Annotated in this window: 9 protein-coding genes; 7 read left to right on the top strand and 2 right to left on the bottom strand. The window is 74.4% G+C overall.

Features of this window, described 5'->3' with window-relative positions:
• Positions 1–118: 118 nt before the first annotated feature.
• On the top strand, positions 119–1,237 hold the full coding sequence (locus IEZ07_RS33445; protein ID WP_191898454.1) for a GRAS family protein: 1,119 nt from the start codon (positions 119–121) through the stop codon (positions 1,235–1,237).
• 237 nt (positions 1,238–1,474) lie between these two features.
• Positions 1,475–1,729, top strand: coding sequence for a WGxxGxxG family protein (locus tag IEZ07_RS33440; RefSeq protein WP_191898453.1), 255 nt, complete (start codon positions 1,475–1,477; stop codon positions 1,727–1,729).
• A 92-nt stretch (positions 1,730–1,821) separates the two neighbouring features.
• On the opposite strand, the gene IEZ07_RS33435 is transcribed toward IEZ07_RS33440, so the two are convergent.
• On the bottom strand, positions 1,822–3,387 hold the full coding sequence (locus IEZ07_RS33435; RefSeq protein WP_191898452.1) for an MDR family MFS transporter: 1,566 nt from the start codon (positions 3,385–3,387) through the stop codon (positions 1,822–1,824).
• 82 nt (positions 3,388–3,469) lie between these two features.
• Here IEZ07_RS33435 and IEZ07_RS33430 point away from each other — a divergent pair, with 82 nt between their 5' ends.
• Positions 3,470–4,030: a TetR/AcrR family transcriptional regulator gene (locus tag IEZ07_RS33430; RefSeq protein ID WP_191898451.1), complete on the top strand. Its 561-nt coding sequence runs from the start codon at positions 3,470–3,472 to the stop codon at positions 4,028–4,030.
• Positions 4,031–4,070: 40 nt separating this feature from the next.
• Here IEZ07_RS33430 and IEZ07_RS33425 read toward each other — a convergent pair whose 3' ends face one another.
• Positions 4,071–4,967, bottom strand: coding sequence for a cation diffusion facilitator family transporter (locus IEZ07_RS33425; protein ID WP_239321222.1), 897 nt, complete (start codon positions 4,965–4,967; stop codon positions 4,071–4,073).
• A gap of 214 nt (positions 4,968–5,181) precedes the next feature.
• Between IEZ07_RS33425 and IEZ07_RS33420 the strand changes: the two genes are divergently transcribed.
• The 4 genes from IEZ07_RS33420 to IEZ07_RS33405 all read left to right on the top strand — a co-directional run.
• The gene (locus IEZ07_RS33420; protein ID WP_191898449.1) at positions 5,182–7,137 is read left to right on the top strand and encodes a fatty acyl-AMP ligase; all 1,956 of its coding nucleotides are present in this window, start codon (positions 5,182–5,184) and stop codon (positions 7,135–7,137) included.
• Between the two features lie 2 nt (positions 7,138–7,139).
• Complete coding sequence (locus IEZ07_RS33415; protein WP_191898448.1) at positions 7,140–7,412, top strand: acyl carrier protein; 273 nt, start codon at positions 7,140–7,142, stop codon at positions 7,410–7,412.
• The gene (locus IEZ07_RS33410; RefSeq protein WP_204054753.1) at positions 7,409–9,979 is read left to right on the top strand and encodes an MMPL family transporter; all 2,571 of its coding nucleotides are present in this window, start codon (positions 7,409–7,411) and stop codon (positions 9,977–9,979) included. Before IEZ07_RS33415 ends, IEZ07_RS33410 begins: the two co-directional genes overlap by 4 nt.
• Before the next feature lie 136 nt (positions 9,980–10,115).
• Positions 10,116–19,339: non-ribosomal peptide synthetase (locus IEZ07_RS33405; RefSeq protein ID WP_301549374.1), on the top strand; the 9,224-nt coding region annotated here is incomplete at its 3' end.

Here is a 19,339-nt window from a genome sequence, read left to right as displayed (position 1 = left end):
TGCACGGGGCCGAATGCTGTGACCCGGGCCAATCTAGGGACCTTCTGCATGGGGACGACATGCGGGCGGCATCGGCGTCGCGGTGCCGCCGAACCCGGCCTACCGAGGAGTGACCGAGATGAGATCGTCCGCCTTCACCCTGCTCCGCCTGGCGGCGGCCGCCGCCGAGCAGAACCGGGAGCACGACCTGAGAACGCTGCTCGCGCGGGTGCGTTCCGTCCTCGATCCCGAGGCCGACGCCCGGGACATGCTGGCCGCCTACTATCTGGCGGGACTGTCCGGCCGCGTCGAGGGGCACCGCAGCGAGAACATCTACCTGCGGGGGTACGACCAGCCGCAGATCGACCTGTTCCGCCTGCTCACCGAGCATCTGCCTTTCGTGCGTGTGGGCATGCTGGCCAACGCGCACCTGCTGGACCACCTGCGGGGGCACGCCACCGCGACCGTGCTGTCGATCGGCATCGGCCAGGGGCACCAGGAGGGCGCCCTGCTGGCCCAGGCCGCCGCCGGGGGCCTGCCCCTGCGCCGGCTGGTCGTCATCGGCGTCGATCCCGCCGCCGACAGCCTGGCCGCCGCCGAGATCAACCTGAAGCGCGCCGGCGCCGAACACGGGATCGAGGTGACCTTCCACGCCGTGCCCGCCGCCACCGAGGAACTGGACGAGGACGCCTGGACGCTGATCGGCCGGTCACCGCGCCCGCTGCTGGCGACGGCCTCGTTCGCCTTGCACCACATGGTCGACCGGCACCCGGGGCAGGACGCGCGAGACGTCTTCCTGCACCGCCTGCGCGCCCTGGCCCCCGCCGCCGTCGCGCTGTGCGAACCGGACTCCGACCACCACCGGGCGAGCCTGCCGGAGCGTTTCGCCAACTCGTGGCAGATGTTCGGCACGCTCTTCGAGGCCATCGACGCCACCCCCCTCACCCGTGCCGAGCAGGACGCCATGAAGAGCTTCTTCGGCCGGGAGATCATCGACATCGTCGGCGCCGTCGACGAGCGCAGCCGGTACGAACGGCATGAGCCCACCGTCACCTGGCTCCGGCGGCTCCGCCGCTGCGGGTTCCGGACCACCGTCCCGGTGATCACTCCGGAACTGGAGCGGACGCTGGCCCCCTCTCCCGACTTCACCCTCTCCGTCCAGCCCGACCACGTACGGCTCGGCTACCGGCAGGACCCTCTCGTGTCGATGATGGCGGCGGTCCCCGTCTCCGCCGCGTCACCGGATCCCGAGGGGTGAACCGGCACGCGACGCCGGAGCGCCTGCAGGGCGGTGTGGCTCGGAGCGACTCCCGGGACTGCCGACGGCCCATGGTGAAATATGGATGCTTCGTATGTTTTGGTGCCATAGAGGGCGGTAACTACACGGAGACGGAAATTCCGTAGCCCGTCCTGTTCGGGGGTGCGACCGGCCCCTGCGGGATGGGCGAAAGCGGCTCGGCGGCGTCGCGGAGCCGTTCCAGATCGGGGGATCACCATGAGAAAGGCCATCGCAGGAACAGGACTCGCCGTGCTCCTCGCGTTCGCCCCGGCGAGCGCGTCCGCCGACGCGTTCGCGACGGCGGCCGCCCCGCAGCCCCAGCAGCAGCAGGACGACGGCGGAAACGCCGGCCTGTGGGGTCTGCTCGGACTGGCGGGTCTGCTCGGACTGGCGGGCATGCGCAAGCAGCAGCACCACCGTACGGACACCCACGCGCGGAGCGGGGGATCGACCCGGGGCGACGTCATCTGAGCCTCGCCCGCACCGCGCGGGAGCCGTACGCAGGAAGGGCCCGGACCTGACGAGAGGTCCGGGCCCTTCCGCCGCGGAGACGCCGGCCGGGGTCAGCCGGCCGGAGCCGGGGCGGGGGCGGTCTTGGGGGCCTGCGCGGAGCGCAGCGGGATCTCCTTCAGCAGCAGCACGGCCACCGCGCCCAGCACGGCGATCGGGACACCGACCAGGAAGACGGTCTGCAGGGCCCGGGTGAAGGCCTCCAGGATGACCTCCAGGACCGGGGCCGGCAGGTGCCGGATGGCCTCCGGGGAGCCCAGCGTGGAGGACGCGCCGCTGTCCAGCGGCAGGTTCGCGGCCCTGGCCAGAGCGGCCAGCTCCGAGCCGAGCCGGTTGGACAGGATCGCGCCGAAGGCCGCCACGCCGACCGCGCCGCCCAGGGAGCGGAAGAAGCCCACGCCCGAGGTGGCGACGGCCAGGTCGCCGCGGGGCACCGCGTTCTGCGCGGCCAGGATCAGGATCTGCATGGAGGCGCCGAGGCCGATGCCGATCACCGCGTTGTCCATGCCGACGACCAGCAGCGAGCTGTCGACGTGCAGCCGGGAGAGCAGGAACAGCCCGAGTGCGACGAGCAGCATGCCGCCGATCGGGTAGGCCTTCCAGCGGCCGGTCCGGCTGACGAGCCGGCCGATCACGATCGAGGCGGCGAGCAGGCCGAAGACCATGGGCAGGGTCATCAGGCCGGAGCCGGTCGGGCTCATGCCCTTGACGATCTGCAGATACTGCGGCAGGAACATCATTGCGCCGAACATGGAGGCGCCGACGAGCAGGGAGGCGAGACTGGAGAGCACGAAGGTGCGGTCGCCGAACAGGCGCGGCGGCAGGATCGGGTCGGCGGCCCTGCGCTCGGCGAGGACGGCCAGGCCGAACATCACGGCGCTGAGGGCGCCCAGGCCGTAGGTCCAGCCGGAGTTCCAGTCGAACTCCTGGCCGCCCAGGGAGAGCAGCAGCATCAGCGCGGTGGTCCCGCCGGTGATGAAGGTCGCCCCCCACCAGTCGACCCTGGCGTCGCGGCGGACGAACGGCAGCTTGAGGACCTTCTGGATGACGGCGAACGCGACCACGGCCAGCGGCACGCAGATCCAGAACGTCCAGCGCCAGGACATGCTGTCGACGATGAAGCCGCCGAGCAGCGGCCCGGCGACGGTGGAGACGCCGAAGACCGCGCCGATGTAGCCGGAGTAGCGGCCGCGCTCGCGGGGCTCGACCACGTCGCCGAGGATGATCTGGGGGAGCGCGGCGAGTCCGCCGGCGCCGATGCCCTGTACGGCCCGCGCGACGATGAGCTGCGCCATGTCCTGGGAGAAGCCCGCGGCGACCGAGGAGACCGCGAAGATCACCAGTGAGGTCTGGAACATCAGCTTGCGGCCGTAGAGGTCGGAGAGCTTGCCCCAGAGCGGGGTGGAGGCGGTCATGGTGAGCAGCGTGGCGCTGGCCACCCAGGCGAGTTGGTCCTGACCGCCGAGGGTGCCGACGATCGTCGGCAGTGCGGTGCCCACCACGGACGTCGAGATCATCGACGTCAGCATGGCGAGCATGAGCCCGGCCAGGATCTCCAGCACCTGCTTGTGCGTGAAGTGCGGTCTCTCCGCGGCCTGGACCTGTTGTTCGGTCAGCATGAACCGTCCCCCATTGCATGTACGATGCATATGAAGTTAGTAGACGCCTGTTTACTCCGTCAAATCTGGAAGGATCGGGCGCGTGGACGAGGGACGGCGCCGCTGCCGGGAGGACACCCGGCGGCGCATTCTGGAGGCCGCTCGGCGCCTGTTCGCCGAGCACGGCTACGACCATGTGACGATGCGCCTGATCGCGGCCGAGGCGGACGCCAACATCGCCCTGATCAACCGCTACTTCGGTAGCAAGCGGGAGCTGTTCGCCGAGGTGCTCGCCCTGCAGGGGCGCTTCCCGGGCGTGCTGGACGGCCCCGAGGAGGAGCTGCCCCGGCGCCTGGCGGAGTACGTCGCCGAGCGGCTCCGCTCCGACCGGGGCAGCCCGGTGCTGGAGGCGCTCGCCCGCTCGTCGGCGAGCCCGGAGATCCACGGCATCCTGCGGGACCGGGTCAACTCGGCGATCATGGAGCCGCTCGCCGCGCGGCTGTCCGGTGCGGACGCCCGGCTGCGGGCCGCCGTCGCCACCGCCCTCGTCACCGGTTCCGGCACGTTCCGCCAGCTCTACGGTCCCGAGGCGATCGAGCTGCCGGAGCACGAGGCCGTGGTCGAGCGGCTGACGAGGATGTTCCAGGTCTGCCTGGAGGCCTGAGGCTTGGAGGCCTGGAGGTCTGAGGCCTGGAGGTCTGAGGTCAGCCGGCGGCGATCCGGCAGGACCTGCCGGGGACGTGGTCGACCTGCAGGGTGCTGTGGTCGATGTGGAAGCGCTCGTGCAGCAGGTCGGCCAGCTCGCGGCGGATCCGGTGGCAGTCGCCGCCCGGCCGTACGGTCACGTGCGCCGACAGCGCGGGGAAGCCGCTGGTGACGGTCCACACGTGCAGGTCCTCGACGGCGGTGACGTCGGCGTGGGCGGTGAGCGCGGAGCCCACCTCGACCGGGTCCACGCCGGCGGGGGCCGCCTCGAACAGCACGCGGCCGGCGTCGCGCAGCAGCAGGTAGCCGGACCTGGCCATCAGCGCCGCGACGACGAGGGCGGCGACGGCGTCGGCCCGCCCCCAGCCGGTGAGCCAGACGACCGCGCCGGCCACGGCGGTGGCGATGAAGGCGTACATGTCGTTGAGGATGTGCTGGAAGGCCCCCTCCACGTTGAGGCTGCTCCGGTCGGCCCGGGCGATCAGCCAGGCGGCGCCCGCGTTGACCGCGATCCCGGCGAGGGCCGTGCCGAGGACCAGCGCGCCCTCGACCTCGGGCGGGTCGATCAGCCGGCGCACGCCCTCGTAGACGAAGTAGGCGACCAGGACCACGAAGGTCAGCCCGTTGACCGCGGCCGAGAGGATCTCGGCCCGCTTGAACCCGAAGGTGTAGGCGCCTCGGGCGGGACGGGCGGCCATGCTCATCGCCGCGAGCGCGAGCACGATGGAGGCCGCGTCGGTGAGCATGTGGCCCGCGTCGGAGATGAGCGCGATGGAGTTGGCGACGACGCCGGCGGCCACCTCGACCGCCATGAAGACGACCAGCAGGGCGAGCGCCCAGGAGAGGTGGCGCCGATCGGCACCCGGGCCGTGGCCGTGTCCGTGTCCGTGACCCATTCCGAGATCCATCCTGTGAACACTTGAGCAATCGTTCATGTATCCGGTGAGGACAGCCTAACATCGCGAGCCGAAGACGATCAGCCCGGGACGGGGAGGACGAAGCTACTAACTTTCGGCGTAAAACCGGCCTGCGGCTTGTGCGGGCCGAGCCTGTGACCGCCCGGCGGATCCTCCTAGGTTGGGGTGTCTCGCCGTCGCAGGAGATGACCAGATGTCCTTTGTGCAGCGGGTACGCGCGCAGGCCGCAAGACACGGGCACGAGCGGTCCTACACCTTCGTGGAGGACCGGGCCGGGGAGCTCTCCGAGAGCCGGCTGACCTTCGCCGGGCTCGACGCGCGGGCCAGGTCGCTGGGGGCGTGGCTGGCCCGGCGGCGGATGGAGGACCGGACGGTGCTGCTGCTCCACCCCGCGGGGCTGGAGTTCCTGGCCGCCTTCCTCGGCTGCCTGTACTCCCGGGCGGTCGCGGTGCCCTCGCCGCTCCCGCAGACCGATCCCCGCGCGCTGGAACGGGCCGCGGGGATCATCAAGGACGCCGACATCCGGCTGGTGCTGACCGACGTGGCCAACCACGGCCCGCTGGCCGCCTGGCTGCGCGAGGCCGGACTCGACGGCACGGTGGAGTGCGTCGCCACCGACGCCCTCGGCCTGCCCGAACCGGAGGAGTGGACCGAACCGGAGATCGGCCCGGACACGCTGGCCTACCTGCAGTACACCTCCGGATCCACCAGCGAGCCGCGCGGCGTCATGATCACCCACGCCAACCTGCTGCACAACGAGAACGAGATCTGGCGGGCCATCGGCTCGCCCACCGAGGGCGTCGGGGTCGGCTGGCTGCCGCACTACCACGACATGGGGCTCATCGGCATGCTGCTCCAGCCGGTCTACGCCGGCGGCGACCTGTACTTCGCCTCCCCGGTCGCGTTCGTCATGCGCCCCGCCCTCTGGCTGGAGATGATCAGCCGCTACCGGGCGGAGTACACCGTCGCGCCGAACTTCGCCTACGAGTGGTGCGCCGCCCGGGTCACCGACGCCCAGGCGGCCGGCCTGGACCTGTCCAGCCTGAAGTTCGCGCTCAACGGCGCCGAACCGGTCCGCACCAGCACGCTGCGCACCATGGTCCGCCGCTTCGGCCCGGTCGGCTTCGGCGAGCGGGTCTGGGCCCCGGCGTACGGCATGGCGGAGGCGACCCTGGTGATCACCGCCACCCCGGTGGGACGGGGGCCGACGATCCGCCGGTTCGACGCGGCGGCGCTGGAGCGGCACGAGGCGGTCCCCGCCGGGACGGGCGTCGAGCTGGTCGGCTGCGGGCGGCCGGTCACCATGACCGTGGACGTCGTCGACCCCGAGACCCGTGAGCGGCTGGGGGAGGGGCGGGTCGGCGAGATCTGGGTGCGGGGCGGGAGCGTCGCCCGGGGGTACTGGCAGCGGGACGAGGCCACCGGCGTCGCCTTCGCGGGCCGTACGGCCTCCGGGGAGGGCCCGTTCCTGCGGACCGGGGACCTCGGCTTCCTGCTGGACGGCGAACTCTACGTCACCGGCCGGATCAAGGACGTGATCATCGTCAAGGGGCGCAACCTCTACCCGCAGGACCTGGAGGAGGCGGCCCGCGGGGTGCACCCGGCGCTGGGCGCGGCGGCGGCCTTCGGGGTCGAGCCGGAGGACGGTCCCGTGGACGAGCACGTGGTGGTGGTGCAGGAGGTCAGACGGGAGCGCCTCGGCGGGAGCGCCGGGCACGCGGACGGTTCAGGGAACGCGGACGGTTCAGGGAACGGCGGTGGGGACGGGGCCGCAGGGGATGCCCGGGACGCCGGGGACGCCGGGGACGGGGACGCGGTGGCCCGGATGGCCCGCCGGGTCCAGGGTGAGCTGGCCCGCGCGTTCGGCGTCGGCTCGCTGAGCGTGGTGCTGGTCGAGCGCGGCGGGGTGGGCCGGACCACCAGCGGCAAGATCCAGCGCTCCCGGACCCGCGAGCTGCTGCTGACCGGGCTGCTCCCCGTCGTGCACGCCGAGCTCGCCGCAGCCGCACGGGACGCCTTGGACGCCCTGGGCGCTGCCGGAACCGCGCGGGACGCCCCGGCGACCACCGGGCGCGCGACGGCGGGGGCCGGGGTGGCGAGGAACGGGGCGGGCCGATCCGGGACCGTGCAGGAGGGAGAGGGAGGGTGAGCATGTCCGCTGACGCCGGGGTCGCCGTCGACCTGGAGGGCATCCGGGACTGGTTGCGGGTCCGGGTGGCGGCCTACGTCGTACGGCCGCCGGAGGAGATCGATCCGCTGGTCCCGATCGCCCAGTACGGCATGGACTCGGTCTACTCGCTGGGCCTGTGCGGCGACATCGAGGCGGAGTACGGGCTCGCGGTCGAGCCGACCCTCGCCTGGGAGCACCCGACCGTCGCGGCCATGGCCGACCACCTGCGGGGCAGGCTGAGCACCCGCCGATGACCGCTCGGACGGACGCCGGGGCGGCCGGGCGGCCGGGTGTCCGTCCAGGCACCCGCCCGGCCGGGCGCCCGGCCGCCCGCCCGACCGCGCGGACGGTCACGGGGGCGGCCGCGCGGTCGGCGGGCCGGTTGCCCGGCGCGCTGCTCGGCCTGCTGTGCGGGCGGCGGGCCAAGTGGGTGGTGCTGGCCGTCTGGCTGGGCGTCGCCGTCGTGGCCGGGTCCTCCGCGGGGCGGCTGGAGTCGGTGCAGAAGGACGACATCGCCGCCTACCTGCCCGGCAGCGCCGACTCTGCGCGGGCGGTCGAGCGCATCCTCGGCATGCAGGGGGAGAGCCTCGCCCCGGCCACGGTCGTCTACGAGCGGCGCGGCGGCGTGACCGGGGCCGACGAGGCCGCGATCGCCCGCGACCTGGAGGAGCTCGCCCGGATCGACGGGGTCGTCGCCGAGCTGCCCGCACCGACCGGCGGCAGGAGCTTCGACCGCCGCGACCTGGACCGGGAGCTGGAACCGTACCGGGACGCGAAGGGGCGGCTGCCGGAGGGGCTGCGCGCGGTCGAGGAGAAGCTCCGGATCCCGGAGGTGAAGAAGACGATCGACCTGCTCGCCGCGGAACGCTCCCGGGACGGCGAGGCGGTCCAGGTCGCGGTCGTCGTGCGCGACCGCGGCGGGCGGGAGACGGCTCAGGTCGTCGAACGGGTGCGGCGGGTCGTCGACGCCGGGCGGCCCGCCGGGCTGGCCGCGCACATCACCGGGCTGGCCGGCTTCCAGGCCGACGCGCTGGCGGTCTTCTCCACCGTGGACACCGACCTGCTGCTGGCCGCCATGGGCGTGGCGGTGGTCGTGCTGCTGGTCACCTACCGCAGCGTCGTGCTCTGGCTGCTGCCGCTCGGCACCGTGCTGGTCGGCCTGGTCGTCGCCATGGGCGTGAACCGAGCCTTGGCCGCGGCGGAGGTGATCACGGTCAGCAGCGTCGCGGTCTCGCTGCTGATGGTCCTGGTCATCGGGGCGGGCACCGACTACGCGCTGCTGATCGTCGCCCGCTACCGGGAGGAGCTGCGCAGGCACGCCGACCGGCACGAGGCGATGGCGGTCGCGCTGCGCCGGGCCGGGCCCGCCGTCGTCGCCAGCGCCGCGACCGTGGTGGCGGGCCTGCTCTGCCTGACGGCGGCCGAGCTCAACTCCACCAAGGGCCTGGGGCCGGTCTCGGCGGTCGGCGTGACCGGCGCGATGCTCGCGATGATGACGCTGCTCCCCGCCGTCATGGTGATCTGCGGCCGCTGGGTGTTCTGGCCGGCGATCCCGCACCACGACCCGCACCACGACCCGCACCCCGGCCCGCACGACGGCGGTCCGGCGGCCGGGGGCGCGTTCTGGGGGAGGCTCGGGCGCGGGATCGCCCGGAACCCCCGGCGGGTGTGGTCGGCCACCCTCGCGGTGCTGGCGGTCTGCTCGGCCGGGCTCACCGCCTACCGGGAGGGCGGGCTGGGCAACGCCGACGTGTTCCTCGGCAGGCCGGACTCCGTCGTCGGGCAGGAGGCCGCGGCCCGGCACTTCCCGGCGGGGGGAGCCGACCCGGTCCAGGTGGTCACCGGGGAGCGGTACGTCAGGGACGTGATCCTGGACACCGCGCAGCGGCCCGAGGTCACCGCGATCACGCTGGGCGCGGCCGGCAACGGCGACGTCCTGCTCAACGTGACCGTGCGCCCGTCCGGCGACCGGGACGCCGAGCGGCGCGAGGTGCTCGCCCTGCGCGACCGGCTGCGCGCCGTGGCGGCACCCGACGTGAACGTGGGCGGGAACGCGGCGCTCGTCGCCGACCTGGAGCGGGGCGCGGAGCGCGACCGCAAGGTGATCATCCCGCTGGTGCTGCTGGTGGTCTTCGCGGTGCTGGCGCTGCTGCTGCGCTCGCTCGTCGCGCCGCTGCTGCTGCTCGCCACCGTCGTGGTGTCGTTCCTGGCCACGCTGGGGATCAGCGCGCTGGCCTTCACCCACCTGTTCGGCTTCGCCGGGGTGGACCAGGGGTTCGTGCTGCTGGTCTTCGTGTTCCTGGTCGCGCTCGGCGTCGACTACAACATCTTCCTGATGCACCGGGTGCGCGAGGAGGCGCACCGGCACGGTACGGCGCGCGGCGCGATCCTCGGCCTGGAGGCGACCGGCGGAGTGATCACCTCCGCCGGGGTGGTGCTCGCGGGCACCTTCGCCGTCCTCGTCGTGCTGCCGCTCTCCCAGACCGTGCAGCTCGCCTTCGCGGTGGCGGTGGGCGTGCTGCTGGACACGATGGTCGTCCGCTCGGTGCTGGTCACCGCGCTGACCCTGGACATCGGCGACGCCGTCTGGTGGCCGGGCCGCCTGTCCCGCGGCCCGCTCCGTCCGCCGCGTGGCCCGGCCCGGCGGAGCGGCGCCCGGCCGCCGGCGGTCCCCGGTGGCCCGGCGGCGCGCACCCCGCTGATCCGGCCCCAGGTCGTGCTCAGGACCAGGCGGCCGGTACGGCCGCGCGTCATCCTCAGATCCGCCCCCGCGGTCGTCGGGAAAAGCGAAAAAAGGGAAGGCGGTTTTAGCGGCATGTGACAATTCGAATTATTGCTCGATGGATCGGGCGTGTGATTCACTGCCAGGTGACAAATGCGGGCGGATGGTCGGGGAAAATGCGTTTCCGCCTTTCTGATGTGCTCTTACGTGCCCGGAACACATTGTCCCGGTGAAGATGGAAAGCGTGGCGACGGTGCTCGACTCGGATTCCCTCCTGCCATTGTCCGCGGCCCAGGACGGGATTTGGCGCGCCCAGCTGATCTCCCCGGGCGACCCGATCCGCATAGCCCAGTACATCGAGATCGCCGGACCGGTCGACCCCGTGCTCTTCGCCGCGGCGGTCCGGCTGGCCGCGCGCGGCGTCGGGGCCGTGCACCTGCGCGTCACCGGCACGGGGCAGACGGTGCGGATCCGGGAGCTGGACTGCCCGTTCCTGGACCCGGGCGACGAACACGCCGCGCTGGAGTGGATGCGGGCGGACCTGGAGTCGCCCTTCCCGGGGGACGCGCTCGTCGCCACCGCGCTGCTCCGGGTGGCCGACGACCGCTACTTCTGGTACCTGCGCTGCCACCACGTGGTCATGGACGGCTACAGCGGGCCGATGGTCGCCAGGAGGCTGGCCGAGGTGTACACCGCGCTCGCCGAGGGCCGCGACCCCGGGCCGGGCGAGGCGGGCTCCATGGCCGAGTTGCTGGCCGAGGACGCCGCCTACCGCGCCTCCGCGCGGCACGAGGCCGACCGCCGCCACTGGCTGGACCGGCTGGCCGGGCTGCCCGCCGTACCGTCGCTCTCGGCGGTGACGCCCGCGGCGGTGGATCCGGGAGCGGGCGCGGCTTCCGGGGCGGCCGCTACGGCGGCTTTCGCGGCGGCCTCCGGGACGGCCCCGCTCACCTGCCGGTTCCGGCGGCGGAGCGCGACGCTGGAGCGCCGGGATGCCGATGCGCTGGAGCGGGCGGCGGCCGGGTTCGGCACCTCCGTCTCCGGGCTCGTGATCGCGGCCGTCGCCGCCTACACCGCCCGCATGACCGGAGCCCGGGAGGTCGTGCTCGGCCTGGCCGTGACCGCCCGGACCACCCCGCTCGCCCGCCGCACCCCCGGCATGCTCTCCAACGTGCTCCCGCTGCGCCTGGCCGCGGGCCCGGAGACGACGCTCGGCGAGCTGGCCGGGCAGGTCAACCGGGAGGTCGGGCGGCTCCTGGTGCACCAGCGGTACCGGTACGAGGACCTCCGGCGCGAGCTGGGCGGGCGGCTGTTCGGGCCGGTGGTCAACATCATGCGCTTCGACTACGACCTGAGCTTCGCCGGGCACCCGGCCACCGCCCACCCGCTGGCCACCGGCCCGGTCGAGGACCTGTCGGTCAACCTCTACGGCGATCCCGGCGGCTCCGACGGCCGCGGCGTCCGCGTCGACTTCGACGGCCACCCGGACCTGTACGGCGAGGCCGAGCTGGCCGGGCACCACGGGCGGTTCCTCCGCCTGCTGTCCGGGATCGCCCAGGCCGGTCCCGGCCGCCGCCTCGGTGAGCTCGACCTGCTCGGCGGGCGGGAGCGGGAAATGCTGGCCGGCTGGGGTTCCGTACCGGGCGAGGTCCCGGGCGGCACCGCCGTGGACCTGTTCACCGAGCACGTACGGCGCACCCCCGGGGCCGTCGCGCTGGTCGCCGGGGAGACCCAGCTCACCTACGCGGAGCTGGACGCCCGCGCCAACCGGCTGGCGCACCACCTGATCGCCCTCGGTGCGGGCCCGGAACGCCACGTCGGGCTGTCGGTCCCGCGCTCGGCCGACATGGTCGTCGCGTTCCTGGCCATCCTCAAGTCCGGGGCCGCGTACCTGCCGCTCGACCCCGGCCACCCGGCCGAGCGGCTGGCGGTCATGCTCGCCGAGGCGGCCCCGCCGATCGTGGTCACCGGAGGCGGGACCACCGGACTGCTCGCCGCCGGGCCGCTTGCGACCGCGCCGGTCGCCGCCGGGGCGGACGCGGCGGGGGCGGATGCGGCTCGGGCGGGCATCGCCGGGCCGGGGGCGGGTGCAGACGGGGCGGGCGTCGCCGGGCCGGGGGCGGATGAGCCGACCGGAGCCGCGGCCGCGCCCGGCAGGCCCGCTCCGGCGATCGTCGACCTGGACGTCTGGGACGGCGCGGGCCTGCCCGCGACCGACCCCGGGAGACCGATCCTGCCCGGCCACCCCGCCTACGTCGTCTACACCTCCGGTTCCACCGGCCGCCCGAAGGGGGTCGTCGTCACCCACGCCGGCCTGCCCGCCTACGCGCGGACCGGGACCGGCCGGTACGCCGTCACCCCCGGCAGCCGCGTGCTGCAGTTCGCCTCGATCGGCTTCGACGGGGCGGTGCTGGAATGGCTGATGGCCTTCTCCGCGGGCGCGGCCCTCGTCCTGGCGCCCCCGGACGTGTACGGCGGTGTGCCGCTGGGCCGGTTCCTCGCCGAGGCGCGGATCACGCACGCGTTCGTCACCCCCGCGGCGCTGGCGACGGTCCCCGAGGCGCCGCTGCCGGACCTGCGCACCCTGCTGGTCGGCGGCGAGGCCTGCCGTCCGGAGCTGGTCCGCCGCTGGGCCCCCGGCCGCCGCATGGTCAACGTCTACGGGCCTACGGAGACCACCGTCGTGGTCACCACCAGCGATCCGCTGACCTCCCCGGACGACACGCCGATCGGCCGCCCCGTCCTCGGCGCCCGGCTGCACGTCCTCGACGCGGCCCTGCGCCCGGTCCCGCCCGGCACGGCCGGGGAGCTCCACGTCTCCGGCCCCGCGGTGGCCCGCGGCTACCTCGGCCGGCCCGGTCTGACCGCCGAACGGTTCGTCGCGGACCCGTTCACGCCGGGCGGGCGGATGTACCGCACCGGTGACCTGGTCCGGTGGCGCGCCGACGGCAGCCTGGAGTACCTGGGCCGGGCCGACCAGCAGGTCAAGATCCGGGGCTTCCGCATCGAGCCCGGCGAGATCGAGTCGGCGCTCGCGGCGCACCCCCTGGTCCGGCAGGCGGTGGTGCTGGCCCGCGCCGACGGGCCGGGGGACCGGCGGCTGGTCGCCTACGTCGTCGGTTCGGCGGACACGGCGGGTGCGGTCAGGACGGAAGGCGCCGAGGGTCCGGCGGGTGCGGTGGCCGGGGAAGGGGCCGAAGGTCCGGTGGGCGCCGTGGGCGTGGCGGATGCGGATGCGGGTGCGGTGGGTGCCGTGGATGCGGCGGGTCCGCTGGATCCGGACGCGCTGCGCGAGTTCGCCCGGCGGTCGCTGCCCGACTACATGGTGCCCCACGCCGTCGTCATCCTCGACGAGCTGCCGCGCAACGCCAACGGCAAGCTGGACCGGGCCGCACTGCCCGCCCCGGTCTGGGAGCGCGGCGGCAGGGAACCGTCCGGCGACCGCGAGCGGCTGCTGTGCGGGCTGTTCGCCGAGGTGCTCGGGCTGCCCCGGGTCTGCGCCGACGACGGCTTCTTCGACCTGGGCGGGGACAGCATCCTGGCGATCGGGCTCGTCGCCCGGGCCCGCGAGGCGGGCCTGGCGATCACGCCGGGGCAGGTGTTCCGCCACCGGAGCCCCGAGGCCCTGGCGCTCGTCGCGGAGGAGACCGGGCCGGAGGCGGCCGAGGACACCGACGGGGTGGGACCCCTGCCCGCGACCCCGATCATGCGGTGGCTGGCCGAGGGCGGCGGGCCGATCGGCGGGTTCAGCCAGACGGTGGTGCTGCGGGTCCCGCCGGATCTGGGGCTGGAGGCGCTGACGGCCGCGCTGCAGGCCGTACTGGACCGGCACGACGCGCTCCGGCTGACCTGCCCGGACGGCTGGGCGCGGCTGGAGGAACGGGACCCGGAGGCCGATGGGCCGCCGGCGCTGGAGGTGCTGCCCCCGGGCGCGGTCCGGGCCGCCGACTGCGTGCGCCGCGCCGGGACGGGCGGTGATCCGGCCGGTCCGGAACCGGGGACGTCAACGGCCGGTCCGGGAACGGGCGGCGGGGTGCCGGTCTCCACGGGGGAATGGTCGCGGGTGGTGGCCGAGGCGGCGGCGCGGTCGCGGGCCGAGCTGGATCCGGCGGCGGGCCGGATGGTGCGGGTGGTGTGGCTGGACGCGGGTCCGGGGGTGCCGGGCCGGCTGGTGGTGACGGTCCATCACCTGTCGGTGGACGGGGTGTCGTGGCGGATCCTGCTGCCGGATCTGTTCGCGGCCTGGGACGCGGCGCGCCGGGGCGAGACTCCCGCCCTGGCTCCGGTGCCGGTCTCGTTTCGCACGTGGGCGCGGATACTCCGGGACGAGGCCCGGCGCAGGGCCGGCGAACTGGACGGCTGGGTCCGCGCCCTCGGTGTCCCGGTCGCGGCTCACGACTCCGCGCGCATGCCGTACGGCGACGCGGACGGTTCAGGCGGGGATGCGGACGGTTCAGGCGGGGATGCGGATGGCCTGGAGGGTGGCGCGGGTGGTCCGGGTGGGGATGCGGGTGGTCCGGGTGGGGATGCGGGTGGTCCGGGCGGGCGGTGCGGCGACGCGGACGGCTCCGCTCCGGGGTGGGGGACGTGGGACTCGCGGCGCGAACTGATCGTGGAGCTTCCCCGTGACGTCACCGAGCCGCTGCTGGGCAGGCTCCCGGCGGCGTTCCACGGCCGGGCCGACGACGTGCTGCTCGCCGGGCTCGCCGCGGCGGTGGCGCGGTGGCGCGGTGAACGCTCCATCCTGGTCGACCTCGAAGGACACGGCCGCCACGACCTGACCGCAGGACCTCCCGGCGGCCCTCCCGGCGGCACGGACCTGTCCAGGACCGTCGGCTGGTTCACCTGCCTGCACCCGGCCAGGATCGACGCGGGCGAAGCCGGCACCACCGGCTGGGCCGAGCTCACCACGGGCGGGCCCGCCGCCGGAGAGGCCGTCAAGCGGGTCAAGGAACAGCTGCGCGCGCTGCCCGACCCGCTGGGCTACGGCCTGCTCCGCCACCTCGACCCCGACGCCGCCCCGGTCCTCGCCGCCCTGCCTCAGGCGGAGATCGGCTTCAACTACCTCGGCCGGATCACGTCCTCCGGGCAGGACTGGGAACCGGCCGGCGACGGCCTGATCGGGGGCCGGGACGCCGGGGCGCCGCTCCGGCACGGGATCCAGATCGACGCCGTCGCCCTGGGCGACACACTCCGCCTCACCTGGACCTGGGCCGGGGCGCACTACGCCGAGGAGGAGGTCGCCGCCTTGGCCGAGGCGTACTCCCAGGCCCTCACCGGCCTGTCCCGGCACACCGGCGGCGGCCTCACCCCGTCGGACGTGCGGGTCCCGCTGACCCAGCGGGACCTCGACGAGCTCGGCCCGGACATCCAGGACGCCTGGCCGCTCGCGCCCCTCCAGCACGGCCTGTTCTTCCACTCGCTGCTCGACACGGACGTCTACACCGCCCAGCTCACCCTCGATCTGGAGGGCCCTCTCGACGCGGCGGGGCTGCGGCGGGCCGCCGACCGGCTGGTCGCCAGGCACCCTGTGCTGCGCGCCTCCTTCGAGCTCCGCGCCGGCGAACCGGTCCAGTTGGTGCACCGGCGGGTGGAGGTGCCCTGGCGCCAGGTGGCGGGTGTGGATCCGGAGCGGGTGGCGACCGAGGAGCGGGGGCGTCGTTTCGATCCGGCGTGGCCGCCGCTGGTGCGGTTCGCGCTGGTGGGGCTGGGGCCGGAGCGGCACCGGCTGGTGTTCACCAATCATCACATCGTGCTGGACGGCTGGTCGACGCCGTTGCTGGCGGCCGAGCTGCTGGCGCTGTACACGGGGGAGGAGCCCGCGCCCGCGCCGCCGTACAAGGAGTATCTGGCCTGGCTGGCCCGGCAGGACCGGGCGGCGGCGCGGGAGGCGTGGGAGCGGGCGCTCGACGGGGTGGACGGGCCCACGCTGGTCGCGCCCGCCCTCGCCGCCTCCGCAGTGCCCGTCCCGCCCGAGCGCGTCACCGCCGAACTCGGCTCCGAGGTGAGCCGGGGACTGACCGCGCTGGCCCGGACCTGCTCCACAACTCTGAACACGGTCGTGCAGGCCGCCTTCGGCCTGCTGCTCGCCCAGCTCACCGGCCGTGACGACGTCGTCTTCGGCGGCACGGTCTCCGGCCGCCCGCCTGAGCTGCCCGGCGTCGAGCGCATGGTCGGCCTGTTCGTCAACACGCTCCCGGTCCGGGTACGGCTCCGCCCGGACGAGCCGCTCGGCGACCTGCTGCGCAGGCTCCGCGACGAGCAGGCAGAGCTGCTGCCCCACCACCACCTCGGCCTGACCGAGATCCGGCGCGGCCCCCTGTTCGACGCACTGCTGGTGATGGAGAACTACCCCGTCGACCCGCGCACCGAGATCGGCGACCTGCGGCTGACCGCCGCGGACGTGGCGGACGCGACCCACTACCCGGTCACGCTGCTGGTCATCCCCGGGGAGCGGATCCGCTTCCGCCTGCAGTACCGGCCGGACGCGTTCACCGGGGCGGAGGCCGTCCGCCTGCTGGACCGGTTCCGGCACCTGCTCGGCACGCTGGCCGCCGAGGCGGAGGCGGGGGAGACCGGATCCGGGCGGGACACGGAGCGGGGAGCGCCGGGGGCGCCGGGTGTGCAGCGGGAAACTCCGGAGGTGCCGGGCGCGGGACGGGAAGCTCCGAGGGCGCCGGGCGCGGGACGGGGAACGGGGCCGCGGACGCTCGTCTCCCGGCTCGACGTGCTCCCGGCCGCCGAACGGGACCTGGTCCTGCGGGAGTGGAACGCCACCATGGCGGACGCCCCGGACGGAACCTTCGGGAGGGCTTCGGACGGAACCGCCGGGAGGGCTTCGGATGGGACCCTCGGGAGGACTTCGGGCGGGCCGCCGCCCGGCACGCTGGCCGAGCTGTTCGAGGCGCAGGCGGCCCGCACCCCGGACGCGCCGGCGCTGGTCTCCGAGGACGAAGAGCTGAGCTACGCCGAACTGGACGCCCGCGCCGACCGGCTGGCCCGGCTGCTGGTCGCGCACGGCGTCGGGCCCGAGCGGGTGGTGGGACTGCGGCTGCCCCGTTCCCTGGATCTGGTCGTCGCGATGTACGCGGTGGTCAAGGCGGGGGGCGCCTACCTGCCAATCGACCCTGGGCTGCCGGAGGAACGGATCGCCGCGATGCTGGAGGACGCGCGCCCGGTCCTGGTGATCGGCCCTGGCCTGGTGATCGGCCCTGGACGGACGGCCGCCGCCGGTCCGGCCGATGTCCCGGAGGAGGGCTCCGGCCGGCGGGCCGTACCGGAGAACCCCGCCTACGTGATCTACACCTCGGGCTCGACCGGCCGCCCCAAGGGCGTGGTCGTGACCCACGGCGCGATCGTCAACCGCCTGCGCTGGGCCCAGGCGCGGTACGGCCTGCACCCCGGCGACCGGGTGCTGCAGAAGACCCCGGCGGGTTTCGACGTGTCGGTCTGGGAGTTCTTCTGGCCGCTCCAGGTGGGTGCGACCCTGGTCGTCGCCCGGCCCGACGGCCACCGGGACCCGGCCTACCTCGCCCGGGTCATCCGCGAGGAGCGGATCACGACCGTGCACTTCGTCCCGTCGATGCTCGCCGCCTTCCTCGGCGCCGTCCCCGAGCCGTCTGGTGGGGGTTTCGGGAGAGGGATGGAATCCTCGGGTCCGGACGCGGACGCGGACGCGGACCCGGACTTGGAGCGGGACCCGGGCCTGGACCCGGAGCCGTGGCCGCTGCGCCGGGTCCTCTGCAGCGGTGAGGCGCTCCCGCCGGACCTCGCCGACCGGGCCGCCGAGCGGCTGGGCGCTCCGGTGCACAACCTCTACGGCCCGACCGAGGCCGCCGTGGACGTCACCGCGTGGGAGCACCGCCCCGAGCCCGGCGCGACCTCCGTGCCGATCGGCCGTCCGGTGTGGAACACCCGCGTCCACGTGCTGGACGGGTGGCTGCGGCCGGTGCCGGCGGGGGTGCCCGGTGAGCTGTACCTGGCCGGAGTTCAGCTGGCCCGGGGGTACGCGAACCGCGGCGCGTTGACGGCGGAGCGGTTCGTGGCGTGTCCGTTCGGTTCGTCTGGTTCGTCTGGTTCGCCGGGGGAGCGGATGTATCGGACGGGGGATGTGGTGCGGTGGCGTGCGGATGGGGTGCTGGAGTTTCTGGGGCGGGCGGATGCGCAGGTGAAGGTGCGGGGGTTCCGGATCGAGCCGGGTGAGGTGGAGGCGGTGCTCGCCCGGTGTCCGGGGGTGGCGGGTGCGGCGGTGGTGGTGCGGGAGGACCGGCCGGGGGATCGGCGGCTGGTGGCCTACGTCGTGCCGGGCGGTACGGCGGGCGGGGTGATCGGTGGGGGCGGCACGGCGGGTGCCGGGGTGGACGCGGTGCCGGCGGGTCCGCAGGGTCTGGGTGGGAGCACGGGCGGTTCCGGGGGGAGCGTGGGAGAGGTGTCGCTCGTGCCGGAGGTGGTGCGGGGGTTCGCGGCGGAGCGGTTGCCGGAGTACATGGTGCCGTCGGCGGTGGTGGTGCTGGAGGGGCTGCCGTTGACGGGCAACGGGAAGCTGGATCGGGCGGCGTTGCCGGTGCCGGAGGTGTCGGGTGCGGGTGGGGGGCGGGGTCCGCGGTCGGTGGTGGAGGAGGTGTTGTGCGGGGTGTTCGCCGAGGTGCTGGGGGTGGAGTCGGTCGGGGTGGAGGAGTCGTTTTTCGCGTTGGGTGGGGATTCGCTGCTGGCGGTGCGGTTGGTGGGTCGGGTGCGGTCGGTTTTGGGGGTGGAGGTTTCGGTTCGGGCGGTGTTCGAGGTGCCGTCGGTGGCGGGGCTGGCTGCGCGTGTCGAGGAGGGGTCGGGGGTAGTGCGTCCGCCGGTGCGGGCGGTGGCGCGCTCTGAGGGCGGGACGGGGGTGCCGTTGTCGTTCGGGCAGCGGCGGTTGTGGGTGTTGAACCGGTTGGATCCGGGGTCGGGGGTGTACAACCTGCCGGTGGCGTTGCGGCTGGTGGGGCGGGTGGATGTGGGGGCGCTGGCGTGGGCGTTGGGGGATGTGGTGGGGCGGCATGAGGTGTTGCGGACGGTGCTGCCGGAGGTGGGTGGGGTGCCGTTCCAGCGGATCCTCGACGCCGCCGAACCGCCCGTCGAGGTGATCCGTGTCGAGGCCGACCGGCTCGGACCGGCGCTGGCCGCCGCGGCGGGACGCGGTTTCGACCTCACCGCGGAGACTCCGCTCCGCGTCTTCCTCTTCGAGACCGCTCCCGAGGAGCAGGTGTTGTTGCTGGTGGTGCATCACGTGGCGGCGGACGGGTGGTCGATGGGGCCGCTGGCGCGGGATGTGATCGCGGCGTATGCGGCCCGTTGCGAGGGGCGGGAGCCGGGGTGGGCGCCGTTGCCGGTGCGGTACGCCGATTACGCGCTCTGGCAGCGGGAGCTGCTGGGGGATGAGGCCGAGCCGGGGAGTGTGGCGGCGGGGCAGGCGGCGTTCTGGCGTGG

The sequence above is a fragment of the Planomonospora parontospora genome (assembly GCA_014647935.1).
Taxonomy (GTDB): Bacteria; Actinomycetota; Actinomycetes; order Streptosporangiales; family Streptosporangiaceae; genus Planomonospora; species Planomonospora parontospora.
This window is presented reverse-complemented; position numbering and strand designations above follow the sequence as displayed.

What these genes read in the sequence shown, in the direction of transcription:
- IEZ07_RS33435 (WP_191898452.1), bottom strand. Translation starts at nt 3,387, where the DNA reads ATGCTGACCGAACAACAGGTCCAGGCCGCGGAGAGACCGCACTTCACG.
- IEZ07_RS33425 (WP_239321222.1), bottom strand. Translation starts at nt 4,967, where the DNA reads ATGGGTCACGGACACGGACACGGCCACGGCCCGGGTGCCGATCGGCGC.
- IEZ07_RS33445 (WP_191898454.1), top strand. Translation starts at nt 119, where the DNA reads ATGAGATCGTCCGCCTTCACCCTGCTCCGCCTGGCGGCGGCCGCCGCC.
- IEZ07_RS33440 (WP_191898453.1), top strand. Translation starts at nt 1,475, where the DNA reads ATGAGAAAGGCCATCGCAGGAACAGGACTCGCCGTGCTCCTCGCGTTC.
- IEZ07_RS33420 (WP_191898449.1), top strand. Translation starts at nt 5,182, where the DNA reads ATGTCCTTTGTGCAGCGGGTACGCGCGCAGGCCGCAAGACACGGGCAC.
- IEZ07_RS33415 (WP_191898448.1), top strand. Translation starts at nt 7,140, where the DNA reads ATGTCCGCTGACGCCGGGGTCGCCGTCGACCTGGAGGGCATCCGGGAC.
- IEZ07_RS33410 (WP_204054753.1), top strand. Translation starts at nt 7,409, where the DNA reads ATGACCGCTCGGACGGACGCCGGGGCGGCCGGGCGGCCGGGTGTCCGT.